At 38.0% G+C, this 14,806-nt stretch carries 18 protein-coding genes; 3 read left to right on the top strand and 15 right to left on the bottom strand.

The window, feature by feature from the left end; genetic code table 11:
* The coding region (locus tag QZN27_RS05535) for a MalY/PatB family protein (protein WP_296784726.1) at positions 1-1,106 on the bottom strand (1,106 nt) is incomplete at its 3' end.
* Positions 1,093-1,590, bottom strand: coding sequence for a nitroreductase family protein (locus QZN27_RS05530; protein ID WP_296784728.1), 498 nt, complete (start codon positions 1,588-1,590; stop codon positions 1,093-1,095). The genes QZN27_RS05530 and QZN27_RS05535, both read right to left, overlap by 14 nt.
* 71 nt (positions 1,591-1,661) lie before the next feature.
* Here QZN27_RS05530 and QZN27_RS05525 point away from each other — a divergent pair, with 71 nt between their 5' ends.
* Positions 1,662-2,150 carry a DUF308 domain-containing protein gene (locus QZN27_RS05525; RefSeq protein ID WP_296784725.1) on the top strand — a complete coding sequence of 163 codons (489 nt, stop codon included), beginning with the start codon at positions 1,662-1,664 and terminating at the stop codon, positions 2,148-2,150.
* An 81-nt stretch (positions 2,151-2,231) separates the two neighbouring features.
* Here QZN27_RS05525 and QZN27_RS05520 read toward each other — a convergent pair whose 3' ends face one another.
* The 7 genes from QZN27_RS05520 to QZN27_RS05490 form a co-directional block, all read right to left on the bottom strand.
* Positions 2,232-3,005: a hypothetical protein gene (locus QZN27_RS05520; protein ID WP_296784724.1), complete on the bottom strand. Its 774-nt coding sequence runs from the start codon at positions 3,003-3,005 to the stop codon at positions 2,232-2,234.
* Positions 3,006-3,129: 124 nt separating this feature from the next.
* Positions 3,130-3,735, bottom strand: coding sequence for a flavodoxin family protein (locus QZN27_RS05515; protein ID WP_296784723.1), 606 nt, complete (start codon positions 3,733-3,735; stop codon positions 3,130-3,132).
* Positions 3,732-4,364: a flavodoxin family protein gene (locus tag QZN27_RS05510; protein WP_296784722.1), complete on the bottom strand. Its 633-nt coding sequence runs from the start codon at positions 4,362-4,364 to the stop codon at positions 3,732-3,734. Before QZN27_RS05510 ends, QZN27_RS05515 begins: the two co-directional genes overlap by 4 nt.
* Positions 4,361-4,993, bottom strand: a complete 633-nt coding sequence (locus QZN27_RS05505) for a flavodoxin family protein (protein WP_296784721.1) — start codon at positions 4,991-4,993, stop codon at positions 4,361-4,363. The genes QZN27_RS05510 and QZN27_RS05505 overlap by 4 nt, the downstream gene beginning before the upstream one ends.
* A gap of 14 nt (positions 4,994-5,007) precedes the next feature.
* Positions 5,008-5,811, bottom strand: a complete 804-nt coding sequence (locus tag QZN27_RS05500) for a DUF169 domain-containing protein (RefSeq protein WP_296784720.1) — start codon at positions 5,809-5,811, stop codon at positions 5,008-5,010.
* A 123-nt stretch (positions 5,812-5,934) separates the two neighbouring features.
* Positions 5,935-7,212: a serine--tRNA ligase gene (gene serS / locus QZN27_RS05495; RefSeq protein WP_296784719.1), complete on the bottom strand. Its 1,278-nt coding sequence runs from the start codon at positions 7,210-7,212 to the stop codon at positions 5,935-5,937.
* 119 nt (positions 7,213-7,331) lie between these two features.
* Entirely contained in the window at positions 7,332-7,703 is a 372-nt protein-coding gene (locus tag QZN27_RS05490; protein ID WP_296784717.1) for a helix-turn-helix domain-containing protein, read from the bottom strand.
* A 478-nt stretch (positions 7,704-8,181) separates the two neighbouring features.
* Here QZN27_RS05490 and QZN27_RS05485 point away from each other — a divergent pair, with 478 nt between their 5' ends.
* On the top strand, positions 8,182-9,027 hold the full coding sequence (locus tag QZN27_RS05485; protein WP_296784715.1) for a pyridoxamine kinase: 846 nt from the start codon (positions 8,182-8,184) through the stop codon (positions 9,025-9,027).
* A gap of 71 nt (positions 9,028-9,098) precedes the next feature.
* Here the strand turns inward: QZN27_RS05485 and QZN27_RS05480 are convergent, their stop codons facing one another.
* The 3 genes from QZN27_RS05480 to QZN27_RS05470 all read right to left on the bottom strand — a co-directional run bounded on the left by QZN27_RS05480 (position 9,099) and on the right by QZN27_RS05470 (position 11,005).
* Positions 9,099-9,680 (bottom strand): hypothetical protein, encoded by a 582-nt coding sequence (locus QZN27_RS05480; RefSeq protein WP_296784712.1) that lies wholly within the window; start codon positions 9,678-9,680, stop codon positions 9,099-9,101.
* A 308-nt stretch (positions 9,681-9,988) separates the two neighbouring features.
* A complete protein-coding gene (locus QZN27_RS05475; protein ID WP_296784711.1) occupies positions 9,989-10,339 on the bottom strand; it encodes an arsenate reductase family protein in 351 nt (116 codons plus the stop codon).
* A 21-nt stretch (positions 10,340-10,360) separates the two neighbouring features.
* The gene (locus tag QZN27_RS05470) at positions 10,361-11,005 is read right to left on the bottom strand and encodes an HAD family hydrolase (RefSeq protein WP_296784710.1); all 645 of its coding nucleotides are present in this window, start codon (positions 11,003-11,005) and stop codon (positions 10,361-10,363) included.
* Positions 11,006-11,061: 56 nt separating this feature from the next.
* Here QZN27_RS05470 and QZN27_RS05465 point away from each other — a divergent pair, with 56 nt between their 5' ends.
* A complete protein-coding gene (locus QZN27_RS05465; RefSeq protein ID WP_296784709.1) occupies positions 11,062-11,766 on the top strand; it encodes an alpha/beta hydrolase in 705 nt (234 codons plus the stop codon).
* Here the strand turns inward: QZN27_RS05465 and QZN27_RS05460 are convergent.
* The 3 genes from QZN27_RS05460 to QZN27_RS05450 all read right to left on the bottom strand — a co-directional run.
* Entirely contained in the window at positions 11,758-12,279 is a 522-nt protein-coding gene (locus tag QZN27_RS05460; RefSeq protein ID WP_296784706.1) for a YgjV family protein, read from the bottom strand. The genes QZN27_RS05465 and QZN27_RS05460 overlap by 9 nt on opposite strands.
* 184 nt (positions 12,280-12,463) lie before the next feature.
* A complete protein-coding gene (locus QZN27_RS05455) occupies positions 12,464-14,236 on the bottom strand; it encodes a hypothetical protein (RefSeq protein WP_296784704.1) in 1,773 nt (590 codons plus the stop codon).
* A 322-nt stretch (positions 14,237-14,558) separates the two neighbouring features.
* Positions 14,559-14,806, bottom strand: a 248-nt coding sequence (locus tag QZN27_RS05450) for a methylated-DNA--[protein]-cysteine S-methyltransferase (protein ID WP_296784701.1), incomplete at its 5' end; no start/stop codon positions are given.

The raw sequence follows: 14,806 nt of genomic DNA, 5'->3' as shown, positions 1-14,806 counted from the left end.
TCATTCAAGAGTTTCGGAGGGCATGCTATGTTCATCCTTAAAAAGCTGTCGCCGTTTTGTCCAAAATCGATTCCGGCAGAGAGAAACAAACCCTGATTCTGCCTTAAGAATTCGGACAATACCTTTGAAGGAGTATTCAACGCCGAACAGTCAAGCCACAGGAGATAAGTTGCATCACAATCGACAAGCTTGACAACAGGCAATTCATTGGCCAGGAATTCCTTGACTATTTGCTTATTTTCATACAGGACTTCCCTTAACTCTTCCAGCCAGTCTTCAGACTCATTGTAAGCGGCAATCACTGCAGCTGTTGCAAATACGTTGCATGAATCTGAATTGTCAACATGCATCTGCTTTTTAATCATTTCCAAGAGTTCGCCGTTCTTGCTTTGAACCACAGAGCTTTGAAATCCTGCAATGTTGAATGATTTTGAAGGTGACAGACATCTTATGACATTATCACATGACTTGAATGGATTGTACTTAACTCCAGGATCTGTCAAATCGCAGTGTATCTCATCAGAAATCAGAATGACATCATGCTTTAAGCACAAATCGGCAATCCTGTCCAGTTCCTCCCTGGACCATATTTTTCCGATTGGATTGTGGGGATTGCAGAGTATCATCATTCCCACCCTTGAGAGTTTCTCCTCCAGATCATCAAAATCTATTTTATATTCTCCGTGTTCGTAAACCAGTTCGTTTTCAAGGACCTTCCGTTCATTGTCCTCAATAACATAATAGAATACATGATAGACAGGGGACTGAATAAGTATCTCATCGCCGACATCTGTAAGGCACCTGATCATTGATGATATTGACGGCATCACTCCAATTGAGTATGCCATGTCCTGCCTTGACATGTCAAGGCCGTATCTTCTCTTCCACCAGCGGATGTATGCTTCAAACAGCTCATCGGGAACGATAGTATATCCGTATACAGGATGCTCTGCCCTTTTCATTATGGCCTTTTCGATGGCAGGAGCCACCTTGAAGTCCATATCGGCAACCCACATCGGCAAATCATCATCGAAAAGTTCCCATTTGAGGGAATTGGTGCCTGTCCTGTCAATCACGCTTTCAAAGTCATATCTAATATCTTTCATAGTGTATTCTTTCCTCGTCAAACTTGTCCATGAATTTGTTTTCCCAGCCCTCGGCAGGATAACCTATAGTGACAATTGAGTAAGGCTTCAAATCGGTGATGTCATCAATTCCAATTATTTTACCGATTGCCTCCATGCGTTCCTCTTCAGGAGCAACTCCATTCCATAGCCCTCCCAGTCCAAGGTTTACCGCTTCAAGCAGCATGTTTTCACAGGCTGCACCCATATCCTGCTGCCAAACCATCTTGTAGAATGCCCTTTCAATATTGGCAACAAGAACGATTGCAACGGGAGCATTTGTAACCCTGGGCTTAATTTCACCGAGCTTTGCAAGAGTTTCCTTGTCTTTTACAACAACAAACTCCCATGGTTCGGCCCCAAGCCTTGAACCTGGGGCCTGCATTCCTGCCTTCAGGATTTTCATAATATCCTCATCGCTCACATCCCTGTCCTGATATTGACGGATGCTTCTTCTAGTATTGATTACCTGTTCAAATTATACCATACTAATAAATAGTATTTTAAACATATATAAGTTAAATGGAGGTGACGCTAATGGAGAGCAATAAAAACATGGGACTATTGTCCATAATTCTCGGTTTGATTTTCATAATCTTCCCTATGATTTCAGAAGCGGTGATTTCAATAATCATCGGATTGAGTTTGCTGTTTTTCGGTATTTCAGCCGTATACACCGGATGGGATATGAAAAAATATGCAAACAACATGTATGCATTCCCATTAATTGTTATTGGAATTATTGTAATTATTCTCGGATTCCTATTCGTATTCTATATTGATGCATTATCATTCCTTGTAAGCATCCAATTCTACCTTATCGGATTTATACTGATTATACTCGGTATAATAGGATTTTTATCAAGAATAAGTGGATTTTCCATGTTTTCATCAATATTGATTTTTGTCATGGGAATCATCTCAATTGCACTTGCGGCATTTGCATGGGCACAACCAATCTATATTGCAATAATTATAGGAATCATATTAGTCATTGAAGGTATAGCATTGCTCTTTTCTGACTAGGAACAAATTAACCTAAACCCTCACCATTTAAAACAAAAAAAATAGTTGAAGTGTGGAAATTCACACTTTGACTTTAAAAAATTATATCTCTGACTTTTCGATTGATCTGAATCCGATATCGTTTTCACCACAGTACTCTTCGACATGGGCGATTATTTCGGAGATGTCATCATCTGAATACTCGTTTTTGAAGTAGTATGCGATAGGTTGGGCGTTGGTATAGACAGTAATGATTAGATACTCATTCCCGTAAACACACACATCCTGAGTATTGTAGATTTGAATATCCTTGATTATATCGCTTTTGGCCTTTTCAACTGGAGTCTCATTTCCGATTGTCTTGACTTCAGTGTTTTCATACTGGTTCTGCAGTTTGGCCAATTTTCCTTCATCGGTTAAAATATCATTTTCAGGCTCGATATCAACCAGCTTTTCTCTGAAGAGCTTTGCATTGTGAAGCTTTTCCTGAATTTCCGCCAGTTCCTTTTCAAGCTCCTTTTCCTCCTCAATCAATGAGTTGATAAATGCCTCGGAACCGTTGTTGAATTCTTCATACATTTCCAATACGTCTCTTGGAGAGAGAATGGAATGATTTTTGAAAAATTCCTTGGTATGAGGTTTTACGCGTATGCTTAGTGGTTTCAGGTTTTCTCTTTTGGATTTTTGATCAAATATTTCCTCTGCAAATTCGTTTCCTCTTTTGTGTAAGGATTCCATTTTTTGAGTGAATATTTTTTCAAAGTCTTCACGGGTCATATCTTCAGGGAAAGTGAATTCAAACTCCCCCGGAGTATATGAACCTCCGAATCTTTCATTTCCGAATACAAATTTTCTAGTTCTTTTTTGGTTTGACATTTTATCACTCTATTTATTGTATTACAAATTTGATTTTTGTATACAATTAAATATTGTGGCAACATAGTATATAAATGTTTGTATTCATTTTTTAAAAATGTATACGCAAAAATTTTAAAAAAAATTAGCCGCTTAAATCAGCAGCAATTTCAAAAACCCTTTCCAAATCCAGAGATAACTGATCCTCTTTTGAATTAAGCTCATCATCAGATAAATCTGACTTCAGATTCTTGGATATATTTGAAAATGATTCAATGACAACTTCTCCATTGAGCAGACCAAGCAAATCCTCAGACTGCTTAAGATGAGGCCTTACAGACTTTTCGAAATAATCCATCGGAGATGTGACAGTATAGAAAAGCCCCACATTGACCTTACCCTTGAACTTGTTTCCTGCCTTGTATGAAATCAGACTAAAAATCAATCTTTCAAGCAGGGCCATGTAATGGCTTGTAGGCTGTGAGAAAAATATCGGAGCTGCAATCAACAGTGAATCAGCATCGAAAATCCTTTCAATCAATGGAGACAGTTCATCCCTCCAAAAGCATTTGCAGACATCCTCATCATTTTTGCATATAAGACAGGCACGACAGCCGGATAAATCAATCTTATATAAATCGACATATTCAACTTGTGAACCGACTGACTTTGCACCTTCAGCTGCAGATTTCGCCAGCTGCGCATTGATATCCCTTCTTTTGGGACCAGCATTTATCACAACAGTCTTCATTTGCTCAACTCCGCACCGATTTCAAATGCCTTTTCCAAATCATTAGGAAACTGTAGAATCCACTGCTTTTCCTTGGCCTCCTGGGAAAATCCTGCCATGTTGAATTTAGAGTAATCGCTGATTTGAATTGTATCGCATACAGGATAGGTTACAATCTCCCCATTCAAGAATGAGAACAGATACTCAGTCGGGGAGAGGCTGTCCTTCATGGACTGCTCATAGAACTCCTTAGGGGCATTCATGGTGTAGAATATCCCCACATTGACCTTGCCCGTAAAATAGCTTGTGCCGTCGTCATAAGACATGATGCAAAAAATCAGTCTTTCAACCAATGCCCGAAACTCGCTTGTAGGCTGTCCGAAGTAAATCGGTGAGCCAATCAAAAGGCAGTCAGCATCGAAAATCTTATTTATGACATCTGTAAGGTCGTCATTCCAGTAGCACTTGCCTTTGGTATTGGTCTTGAGCTTGCAGGCAAGACAGCTTCTGCAGCCCTTAAAGACCAAATCATACAGGTTGAAATATTCCGTTTCAGCACCTGTTGATTCGGCACCCTTTTGGGCGGCCTGCATGATTTCGGCTGTGTTCCATGTCTTTCTGGGACTTGCATTGATTACTATTGTTTTCATTTTGAAAGCTCAGCTCCAATCTCAAATGCCTTTTTCAAATCAACCGGGAACTGCTTTTCATGATTCATTTTCTTGTCTTCCTCGTCAAATGCTCCCATTGCATATTTTGAATAGTCGTTGACCTGCAGTGTATTGAATACAGGATAAATCTTGACTTCACCGTTAAGCATTCCAAAGACCTGTGATGAGTTTTCCAGGTATTCCTCCATCATTGTTTCATAATAGTCTTCAGGAGCGTTCATTGTAAAGAAGAGCCCAACATTGATCTTGCCTTCGAAATAGGAACCGAAACCGTCATATGAAAGAATACAGAATATCAGCCTTTCCATCAGGGCACGGTAGTGGCTGGTAGGCTCGTTGAAGTAAATCGGAGAACCGATCAGCAATGTGTCAGCATCCAAAATCCTTTCAATCAATGGGGACAGCTCATCCTTCCAGTAACATTTGCATCTGTCTTTTTCAGCCTTTTTGCAGACAAGACAGCTCATGCATCCATGTAAATCAAGCTTGTATAAATCAACATATTCCACTTCCGCACCGGCTGATTCGGCACCTTTTGCAGCCTCCTTCATTACCTGTGCGGTGTTCCATCTTCTTCTCGGACTTGCATTAATAACTACTGTTTTCATAATAATCAATATAACTATTTGTCAAAATCATTAAATAAATGTGATTGGAAAAGGCTATCCTCACTTAGCTCTTCAAGTTTCATGAACAGCTTCCATGGCATTGAAAGTGTCACGTAATCATTAGGAATGAAATGCTTCATGTGGTTACGTGCGGCAAGGTCAACCGGACCCAAAAGCAAATGAGGATCCTCGCTTTCGTCCTGTTCAAAAGTGAAACATCCAATCAGCTGACATGCGGATGATTGGGGCACACAAACGTAATTGCTTTCAACCCTGTGGGATCCGTCAAGCTGCAGCAATAGCATCAGTTCAAATGCATTGACTGTGAATATCACTGAATCAGGGATTTCGCCTTCCTCAAGCTCCTCCAAAGGCTTGAAGACAACATAATCCTCGCTGTCATAAATCGGTCTTGATGAGATATGCCCATATGCGGTTTCAAAATCCTCATAGATTCTTTCACCTTCAGCAAACATTTCCCTTACATTCTTAGGCCTTGATTCAAGTTTTTTAAGATATTCTTCCCTGTTTTTAGCTGAATCGGCACCTTTTGAAAGGAATGTTGCCTGAAACTCCTTAGCATCTTCAGTGGCAAAACCGTCTCCCCATCCAAAGCCCGGCCATATTCCACCGCAGGTTCCATTTTCACGGCCGAAAACAAAAGCTTTCCTTTTAGCAATGCACTGTGCAACAAAAGACATTACACAGCCTCCACGGCCTTCCTTCGGACCTTTGATATCATCGGGCTTTTCATTGGTTTTGATTAAGACAATAGGGTCAAATTTTCCATTTAGATAATTGGCGATACTACTCTTCATGAGTAATAGTTTATTGGGGGTTGTTTAAAAGTATTTTGAAAAGAAAATTGGAAGTAATGTATTATTTACATTTCATTTAAAAAATAGTTGAAGTGTGTAAAAACACACTTAAATTAAAATAAGTTATTTTTTAGCTTCAATAACAGTCTTTCCGTTCATGTAAGGGACCAACACTTCAGGAACTTTAACGCTGCCGTCAGCCTGCTGATAGTTTTCCAGGATACAGCACATTGTCCTTTCGGTTGCGATTGCAGTACTGTTTAGGGTGTGCAGTATCTGCGCATCACCGGAACCTGCCCTTCCAACACGGGTCTTGGTCTTACGTGCCTGATAATCCTTACAGTTTGTACATGAAACCAGTTCACGGTAGGTTTCAGATCCAGGGAACCATGCCTCAAGGTCGTATTTGATAGCCGCATTGTCGTTCAATGCAGAGGACACGATAGCTATGACCTGGTATGGAAGACCCAGTTTCTGATAGATTCCTTCAGTCACTTCCATCAGCTTCTCATGCTGGTTTTTGGAGTCTTCAGGTTCTGAGAAGATGAACTGCTCGATTTTTTCAAACTGGTGGACCCTGAAAATTCCCAAGGTATCCTTACCGTGTGAGCCCGCTTCCTTTCTGAAGCAGGTTGAAAGAGCACAGTATCTCAACGGCAACTCATCGGGATTTATGATTTCATCACGGTGAAATGCCGCAAGGGTCTGCTCAGCGGTTGCAATAAGGTACATGTCTTCGTTTTCCACCTTGTATAAGGTCTCTTCAAACTCGCCGAGCTCGGAAGTTTCGGCTGCAACTTCCCCTTTTACAAAGAATGGTGTCTGCATCGGAATGTAACCTTCATTTTCAAGTTCATTGAGTGCAAACTGAATCAATGCGAGGTTCAAGTGTAGAATATCTCTTTTCAGATAGTAGAACCTTGCTCCAGCGATTTCAGCTGCAGTCTCCAAATCTGCACCGTCAATTGATTCAATCAAATCAACATGGTTGAGCGCTTCAAAATCAAATTCAGGCTTTTCTCCGTAGGTTCTCACAACCACATTGTCATCTTCAGTGTCTGAAATCGGAACGTCCTCGTCAATGACGTTTCCTACCTTGTATCTGTAATCGTCTCTTAGCTTGAGGTAATCCGCATTTTTGGCTGTTAACTCTTTAATTTCAGCTGCCACTTCCTTGGATCTGGCAATAACCTCTTCCAGATTGCCTTCCTCTTTAGCTTTCTTGAATGATTTGGATAATTTGTTTTTCTCAGCCCTTAAGGAATTGAGTTTTTTCTCACCTTCTCTCCATAAGGTGTCATATTCTATTACCTTTTCCACATTTTCAGTGTCTCTGAATCTCTTCTTTTCAGAGTCCAGGATTATTTCCGGATTTTCTCTGAACAATTTTATATCTAACAATATTTTGTCCCCTAAAATATTTTATTCAATAATAATTAAGTTTCTTTTGTATATTAAAGTTAATGAAAAAAAGTAGTTTTTTAGGGTCCACACCGAAACCCAAATATTAATTTTTCAGCCTACAACAGGTTTTCCTTGAAACTTGTCTTAAGGCCATCCCTGATTATGTCAGAGTAGTTTTCGCTGTCAACGGTCACCATGGCAATTTCATATATCACCTTGTTGAGTGATTTGCCCTTTTCTGTCAAAATGTATTTGACGTTCTTCTTGTCGCACTTGTCGACAATCTTTTGAATCAGACCGTTGTTTTCCATGTCTTTCAAGCAGTGGCTCAAGACCTTGTTTGAAAGATCAGGTTTGTCTTCCTTGAATTCATGAAAACGGGATTTACCGAAAAATAAATCTCTCATTATCTGAATTACCCATTTTTTGTTAATCAATTTTACAACCAATTCTATAGGACAAGATGTTACATGTTTAGTGATGTTCATGATAGTACCTCCAAAAAAATCAGTCGGCTATATTGACTTGTTTTTGAAGTATATAAAGTTTTCGGTTATGGTGACCAATCGGTTACCAAAACTTTTTAAATAGCATTGACCTACTATTGAGTGAAAGCGCAGTAATGCACTTTCGAGAGATGGTGAATTCAAAAGATTGCAAATGAACATGGTCGCCCATTTTCCTCTAAATATAACACGCATACATATTCAATGACCATGGGATTTTGGGAGAGTTTTTTGACAAGTCATTGCGATATCAGCCGAAACAGTTAATTCCCTTTACAAATGTTGAATCAAAAAATTCTAACCCATCTCTATTCTTTTTTTACAAAGTATGAAAACATTTATAAGCATGTAATAACAACTGTTATATGGTTAATTTGAATTCAAGAACTGTATAATACCAATATATAAATATTTTTCTAAGCAATATACAAATTAACTTATATTATTTAGAGTTGAAAGAATGAATGACACAACAAAAATATTAACAATCCAGGATATATCCTGTTATGGACAGTGCTCAATAACCGTTGCACTGCCTGTAATTTCTGCATTTGGAATAGAGACTGCAATATTGCCTTCCGCTGTTTTATCCACACACACATCAGGATTTACAGACTTTACTGTGAGGGATTTGACAGAAGATCTTCCGGCCATCCAAAAGCACTGGGAAAAGGAAGGAATCTATTTCGATGCGATATATACCGGATTCATAGCTTCAATAGAACAACTAGATTACATCAAAGACATAATTGACTCTAGACTGAAACCCGATGGACTCGTATTTGTTGACCCTGCAATGGCAGACCAGGGTGAATTCTACAACGGATTTGACCAGGAATTTGCTGACAGGATGGGTGAGCTGTGTAAATTAGGTGATTTTATCCTTCCAAACACAACAGAAGCATGCTATATCCTGCATAAACCATGGAAGGAAGAATTCACAAATGAGGAAATGGTGGAAATGGCAAACGAGCTTGCCGAGTTTACAAAAAAATACGTTATCCTGAAAGGAGATACTCACAAGGAAAACAAGATGGGAATGATTGTCCTGGACAAAAGCGAATCCTCAATAGAAATGGTATACAACGACAGAGTCGATTACGTATCCCACGGAACAGGGGACGTCTTTGCATCATCATTTGTAGGCTCAACCATGGTCGGCAAAAGCCCTACATCAGCGGCAAAGATTGCCGGAGAACTCACCAAAAAGGCAATAGAAGAAACAATCGGCGATCCAACCCACACATATGGAGTCAGATTTGAAAGGGTAATCAAAGACATCCCTGAATTATTGAAAACATATTAACTGATTCATTTCTTCAAAGAAAGAATAAAAAAGGTCCATTAATATAATTTATTAAATTACCTGTATTCTTTCTATACCATTGCCTGATATTTTTCTACTAATTCTGGAGAATGTATGTATTCATACATAGGGATTCCATCATCTGCGGCTTTTTGCCTTGCTGCATATATTTTTCTTGTTTCTTCAGGCATACCATTACCATCCGCTTGGCTTACCGAATCTTGTGAGTTTACATTTTCAACTGCAGCTTCAACAACTTCCTCTTCTTTAATAGTTAATTTCTGTGTTGTATTGTTTCCAGTGTAGTTTTCATTTCCACCATAAGAAACATTAACTTTGTATTTTCCCTTTTTCAAATCCAAATCAAGCTTTGCCTTGCCCTTGGAATTTGTTTTAACAACATCATCAACAACCACCTTGCCCTTTTTGTTGGTGATTGTGATATTGACAATTTCCTTTGACAATGGAGTCTTGTTCAAATCAGTCAATTCAATTGACAATTTACCGCCTTCATATTGCTCCTTATCACTTGTAATCTTAATTTTTGTTGGTTCTTTAGCAACAGTAGGCTGATTAAACAGCATAAATCCGATTGCAGCTGCAAGAATAACAATTATTACAAGCAATATTATAATTATATTCTTATTTTCCATACTCTCAAATCCTACCTATATTGTTTTAAATATAATTAATATTGTGTCAATCATATGTATATAACAATTCCGAGACAAAAATCCAAACTTCATATATTTGAGCTACAACCTCGGAGTCTATCCCTCTTGCACAAATTTACTTATCAAATCTGTTGATTCAGCACCACTCATGCCTCTGCAAACTTTGGTACTCATTCTGCAAAGGTCAATACGACAATCATTCCAAAAATTAAATTACAACAGTTTTTAATGAGAACTGCAAAAAACTCAATAAAAAAAGTTTTACTTTCAATTTGAAAAAAATAATTTTACAATAATTTCTCTTCCCATTCTTTTACCTTAAAGCCGACCAGAACAACATCATCACCAACCAAAACCGGCCTTTTTACAAGCATGCCATCAGTGGCCAGAAGATCCAGCTGCTCATCTTCAGACATGTCAGGCAATTTGTCTTTCAGTTTAAGCTCGCGATATTTCATGCCACTGGTGTTGAAGAATCTTTTGAGAGGCAAATCGGATATTTCCCACCATTTGCGCAATTCATCAGCAGTAGGATTGTCCTCTACGATATGCCTTGAGTCATATTCAATATTCTGTTCGTCCAGCCATTTTTTGGCCTTTCTGCAAGTTGAACATTTAGGATAATTAACGAATAACATAATTAATAGTTGAATTTTGGACTAAAAATACTTTGGTATCTCACACATGTCATCAACAGATTCAAGGATATAATCGTTTTGCCAGTCGTTTTCACTGCCGTAACCCCATTTGACAATCACACAATCGATTCCCGCATTTTCTGCAGTTGCAATGTCTGTCTTTGAATCACCAATGTATATGGCATCTTCAGGCAGAACTTTCGCCTTTTTTATGATTTTTTGAACACCGCACGGATGAGGCTTTGAAGGGTCAATGAGATTATGCCCTTCAACCAGGATAAAATCAATGTCGCTGAAGAATCTGCTGACAAAATGCTCCAGGGAATCTGACAGCCTATTTGAATTGATGGCCAATATCACGCCATCATCCTGCAGTTTCCTCAACAAATCATGGGCTTTTGGAAAGGGAACTGTCAACTCCTTATCAGATGAATAGTACAAATCAAGATATGTCCTTTTAACCTCTTCAACATTCTGAGGGGTGTTGTTGTCCTTTAAAACGAGCGCAACTATCTCATCAATGTTTCCTCCCAGACAAGGAATGAGCTCATCACGGGTCAATGGCGGAAAATCATGAATCGCCAGCGCCTTATTAAAGCAGATTAGGACATCATGAATCGAATCGAACAGGGTTCCGTCAAAATCAAAAATCGCAAGTCTTTTCATGAAACTAATTCTGTCGGAAGTTTGATTTAAATATTATTTTAGAAAAAATATACTACATGAACAAAAAAATTAAAATCGCAATTGTCGTGATTGTGGCGTTGGCAGTTGCCTATTCTGCATATTATTTAACAGACTACCTGCATGCCGAGCCAACCGCAACAGACTATTTGAATGGAACTGATGACGTTAATGTCACCAAAGTCGATAACGGATTATTCATTAACGGATATGGAAACGACACAGCAGTGATATTCTATCCTGGAGCCAAAGTAGAATACACTTCATATCTTCCTATGTTTTGCAGCCTATCATCAAAGGGCGTTGACTGCTATCTGATTGAGATGCCTTTCAATATCGCATTATTGGGTGAAAATGAAGCAGACAAGATTATCGATACAACAAACTACTCAAGATACCTCTTGTGCGGACATTCCCTTGGAGGTGTGGTGGCATCATCTTATATGGCCCATTCAGGAAAAGGTGACGGGCTGATAATGCTTGCAGGATATTCTACCGAAAACATTACAAAGCCGGCCATGTCCATATATGGATCAAACGATGGGAATCTGAACAAAAAATCATATGATGAAGCAAAGCCCCATATGAGCAATATGACCGAATATGTCATTGACGGCGGAAATCATGCCCAATTCGGATACTACGGAAATCAACCTGGAGACAATGCGGCAAGCATCACACCTGAAAATCAGCAAAACCAGACTGTAACAAAAATCCTTGAATTCATCAGCAAATTAGGCTGACTTGGACTCGGATGAAATTAAACGAGCAAGAGACACCAATCCGACAAGAGCGGTAAAGCTTTCGATGGAAGCTGACGAAATGTCCCAAATCGCAAGGAAATATACAACATAAATGGCACTGTTTACAATGAAGCTGATCTTAATTGGCTTTATTGTCTTTAGATAGTAGTTGCACAGTGAAAGCTGTATTATCGCAATGATTGGCAAAACTCCAACAAGACCCATGGTATTTACCAGAAGGCCAAAAATGACTGAAACAGAAATGAAAAACATGGTCCAGGGGAATGTAAGCCTGTCAAAATATACCATTGCATTTCTTGAAGCCGCAACTGCCATGGTAACGACACCTGTCCATGAAAAAAAGAAAACTGAAGAAATAATCAGGATAAAAGCATTGAGGAACTGGTATTTATATGCCTGCTTTTCATCATTGACCCACATGCTTAAAATGATGAAAATTCCTGCGAATAATGATATCCCATTACCTATGACAATGTTTAAAGGCAAATCCATGTAAAGTTATTTATTTGAATAGTTAAATAAACTTAACCTATTTAAACTCATCCAAAATTCTATATCGGCAAAACCAATTTATAGTTCATAGGAATGATTATACTCATAATTTTTACGGAAAGGTTAAGATTTCATATTTTGGAATCTAAAAAAAAGAAAAAAAATGTGATTAAATCACATATGTTTATTTTTTACGTCTTAACGGAACGAAACCTAAAGTCATTAAAGAAAGTAACAGAACAAATAAAGGATTACCAGTGGAATTCATCACTGATTTTGAAGTTTCAGCATGAACTTCATTTTTATCCTGTGTTTCACCAGAAACATTATCTGCTTCATCAGAACCATCATCTGAACCATCATCTGAACCATCATTTTGTGATTCATCAGAACCATAATCTGACCCCTCAGGACCATCATCTTTTGGATCATCTGGACCAGTAGAATTCTTATTTGTTTCGTTTTCTTCTTCAAGAACTTCTACGTCAGCTTCACTGCTTTTAGTTTCATTTTTAAGGCCGTTACCAGCAATAACATTGTTTATTAGCAAACCGGCTTTAGTCACTTCGAATGTAAGGATAAGACTTGTACTTTCACCAGGAGCCAACACTCCTTTAAGAGTCCATTTGTCTACACCGTCATACTCCCACAGATCTTTATCTGAATAGTCCAGATATCTCAATCCGTTTGAATAATCCTTATCCTGAATAAAAATGCCCGTAAGATTTACAAGTCCTGTGTTATTCACGGTTACATTGTAACTTACCATGTCACCGACATTAACAACAGAGCTTGAAGCAGTCTTATTAACAGTGAATTCAGGTTCTGCTACGATTACTGATGCATTATCACGTACTTCAATATGTTCATGAACAGTATCATTACCCCATGACTTCCATTTCCAGAAAATGTGAGCCATGTTGTTGAATTCACCCACATCAGTTGTGTTAAAGTAAAGCCTGAATCGGAGATTGTAATCAGGTTTCCAATCATTCTGTGTGGCGTACCGCGCTACAACACGGTACCCATACCCATCAAATGTTGTAGATATGTCATAATTCTTGTCATAGATTATACCATCATCGTTAGGCATTATTTCATACCCATCATAAATCAGGCCATAATCAAACCAGTCATTGATATAAATGTAATCATCTATAACAGGCAGGGATCCATTGTTTTTTACATAAATTTCAAAGCAAACCCTCTCACCCTTCATTACAACAGGAGTGACTGCTGTCTTTGTAATGTTTAAACTAGCGACTCCAACCATAACATTCGCAGTAGACTCATCATTCGCTCCCCCGGTATATGGCCATGTGTTGTCATAAATTTGGGCTTTGAACTCATAATTACCCGGCACGATAGAATTTTTGGCCTTGAGATGAACTTTATAATGCAGGTCATACCCGTTTTTCCACCCCCAAACCTTATATCTGATAGGCACATATGATGAACCATAAGCATCGACAATTTTGAGCTCATTTATCTTAAAATAATTTGAATCCCAATTATCAGTAGGTTCAACCCATAATAAATCAAATTGATTCTTATCAAACCAGTTATTGATTGTTAGAACATTATTCCAAGCCTCGTAGTCGAATACACCACCATACTCTGGCCCAGTATTTTTAACATAGACATCAAAGATGACCTCATCTCCAGGTTTCACAACTGGAGTGTCTGAGACAACATTGATGTAAAAACGACCGTTTTGTATATGATCTGAAAGAACATCTGAATCGTCTGTACTACCTAACTTACCATTCGAATTTGAAACTTCAGCTACTGAGTTTGTTACTTCGGTTTCAGTTCCGTCATCACTATTTATTGTAATGACATCGTCTGAAATCTCGTTATTTAAATTTTCAATGGATGCATCATTAGCTAAGCTTAATGAATCATCCACTATAGTGTTATTTTCATAAGTATCAGTTGCATTAACTGAATTAACCACTAATAACAAGGAGATTACAATAAATATTAAAACTAAAGCTTTTTTAATTTTAAAATTCATAATTACTCTCTTTTATTAATAATTTTCTCAATACTATCAAAATAACCCAATTAAAAATTTTTTATTTGAAGTCAAACTTCAATAATAGGTCTTATAAAAACAGTTTTATCAACTAATTTTTCCAGCATCATAAAAATGACGGAATTTATAAAACCAATTTCTAATTTTCCAAATTTGATATGTATTAAATACAGCTTATTTAATACATGTTAATTTTTTGTAAAAAATATATTATAAATGTTATGAATATATTACATCAAAATTAGTTTTTAAAATCAATTCCTTCAAGTTCCAGCAATGATATTTTCCTATCAATTCCACCGGCATATCCCGTTAGCTTTCCATCCTTGCCCAAAACCCTATGGCAGGGCACTATGATTGATATCGGATTGTGGCCCACAGCTCCGCCAACAGCCTGTGCAGACATTGTTGGGGATATCATTGATGCAATCTCCCCATAAGTCCTTGTTTCGCCATATGGAATTTCAGACAATATTTTCCATACCCTCT

Origin of the sequence: uncultured Methanobrevibacter sp. (assembly GCF_900316895.1) — an archaeon.
In the GTDB taxonomy this organism is placed as follows: domain Archaea; phylum Methanobacteriota; class Methanobacteria; order Methanobacteriales; family Methanobacteriaceae; genus Methanocatella.
The sequence above is the reverse complement of the archived record's forward strand: the minus strand, read 5'-3'. Positions and strand labels throughout refer to the sequence as shown.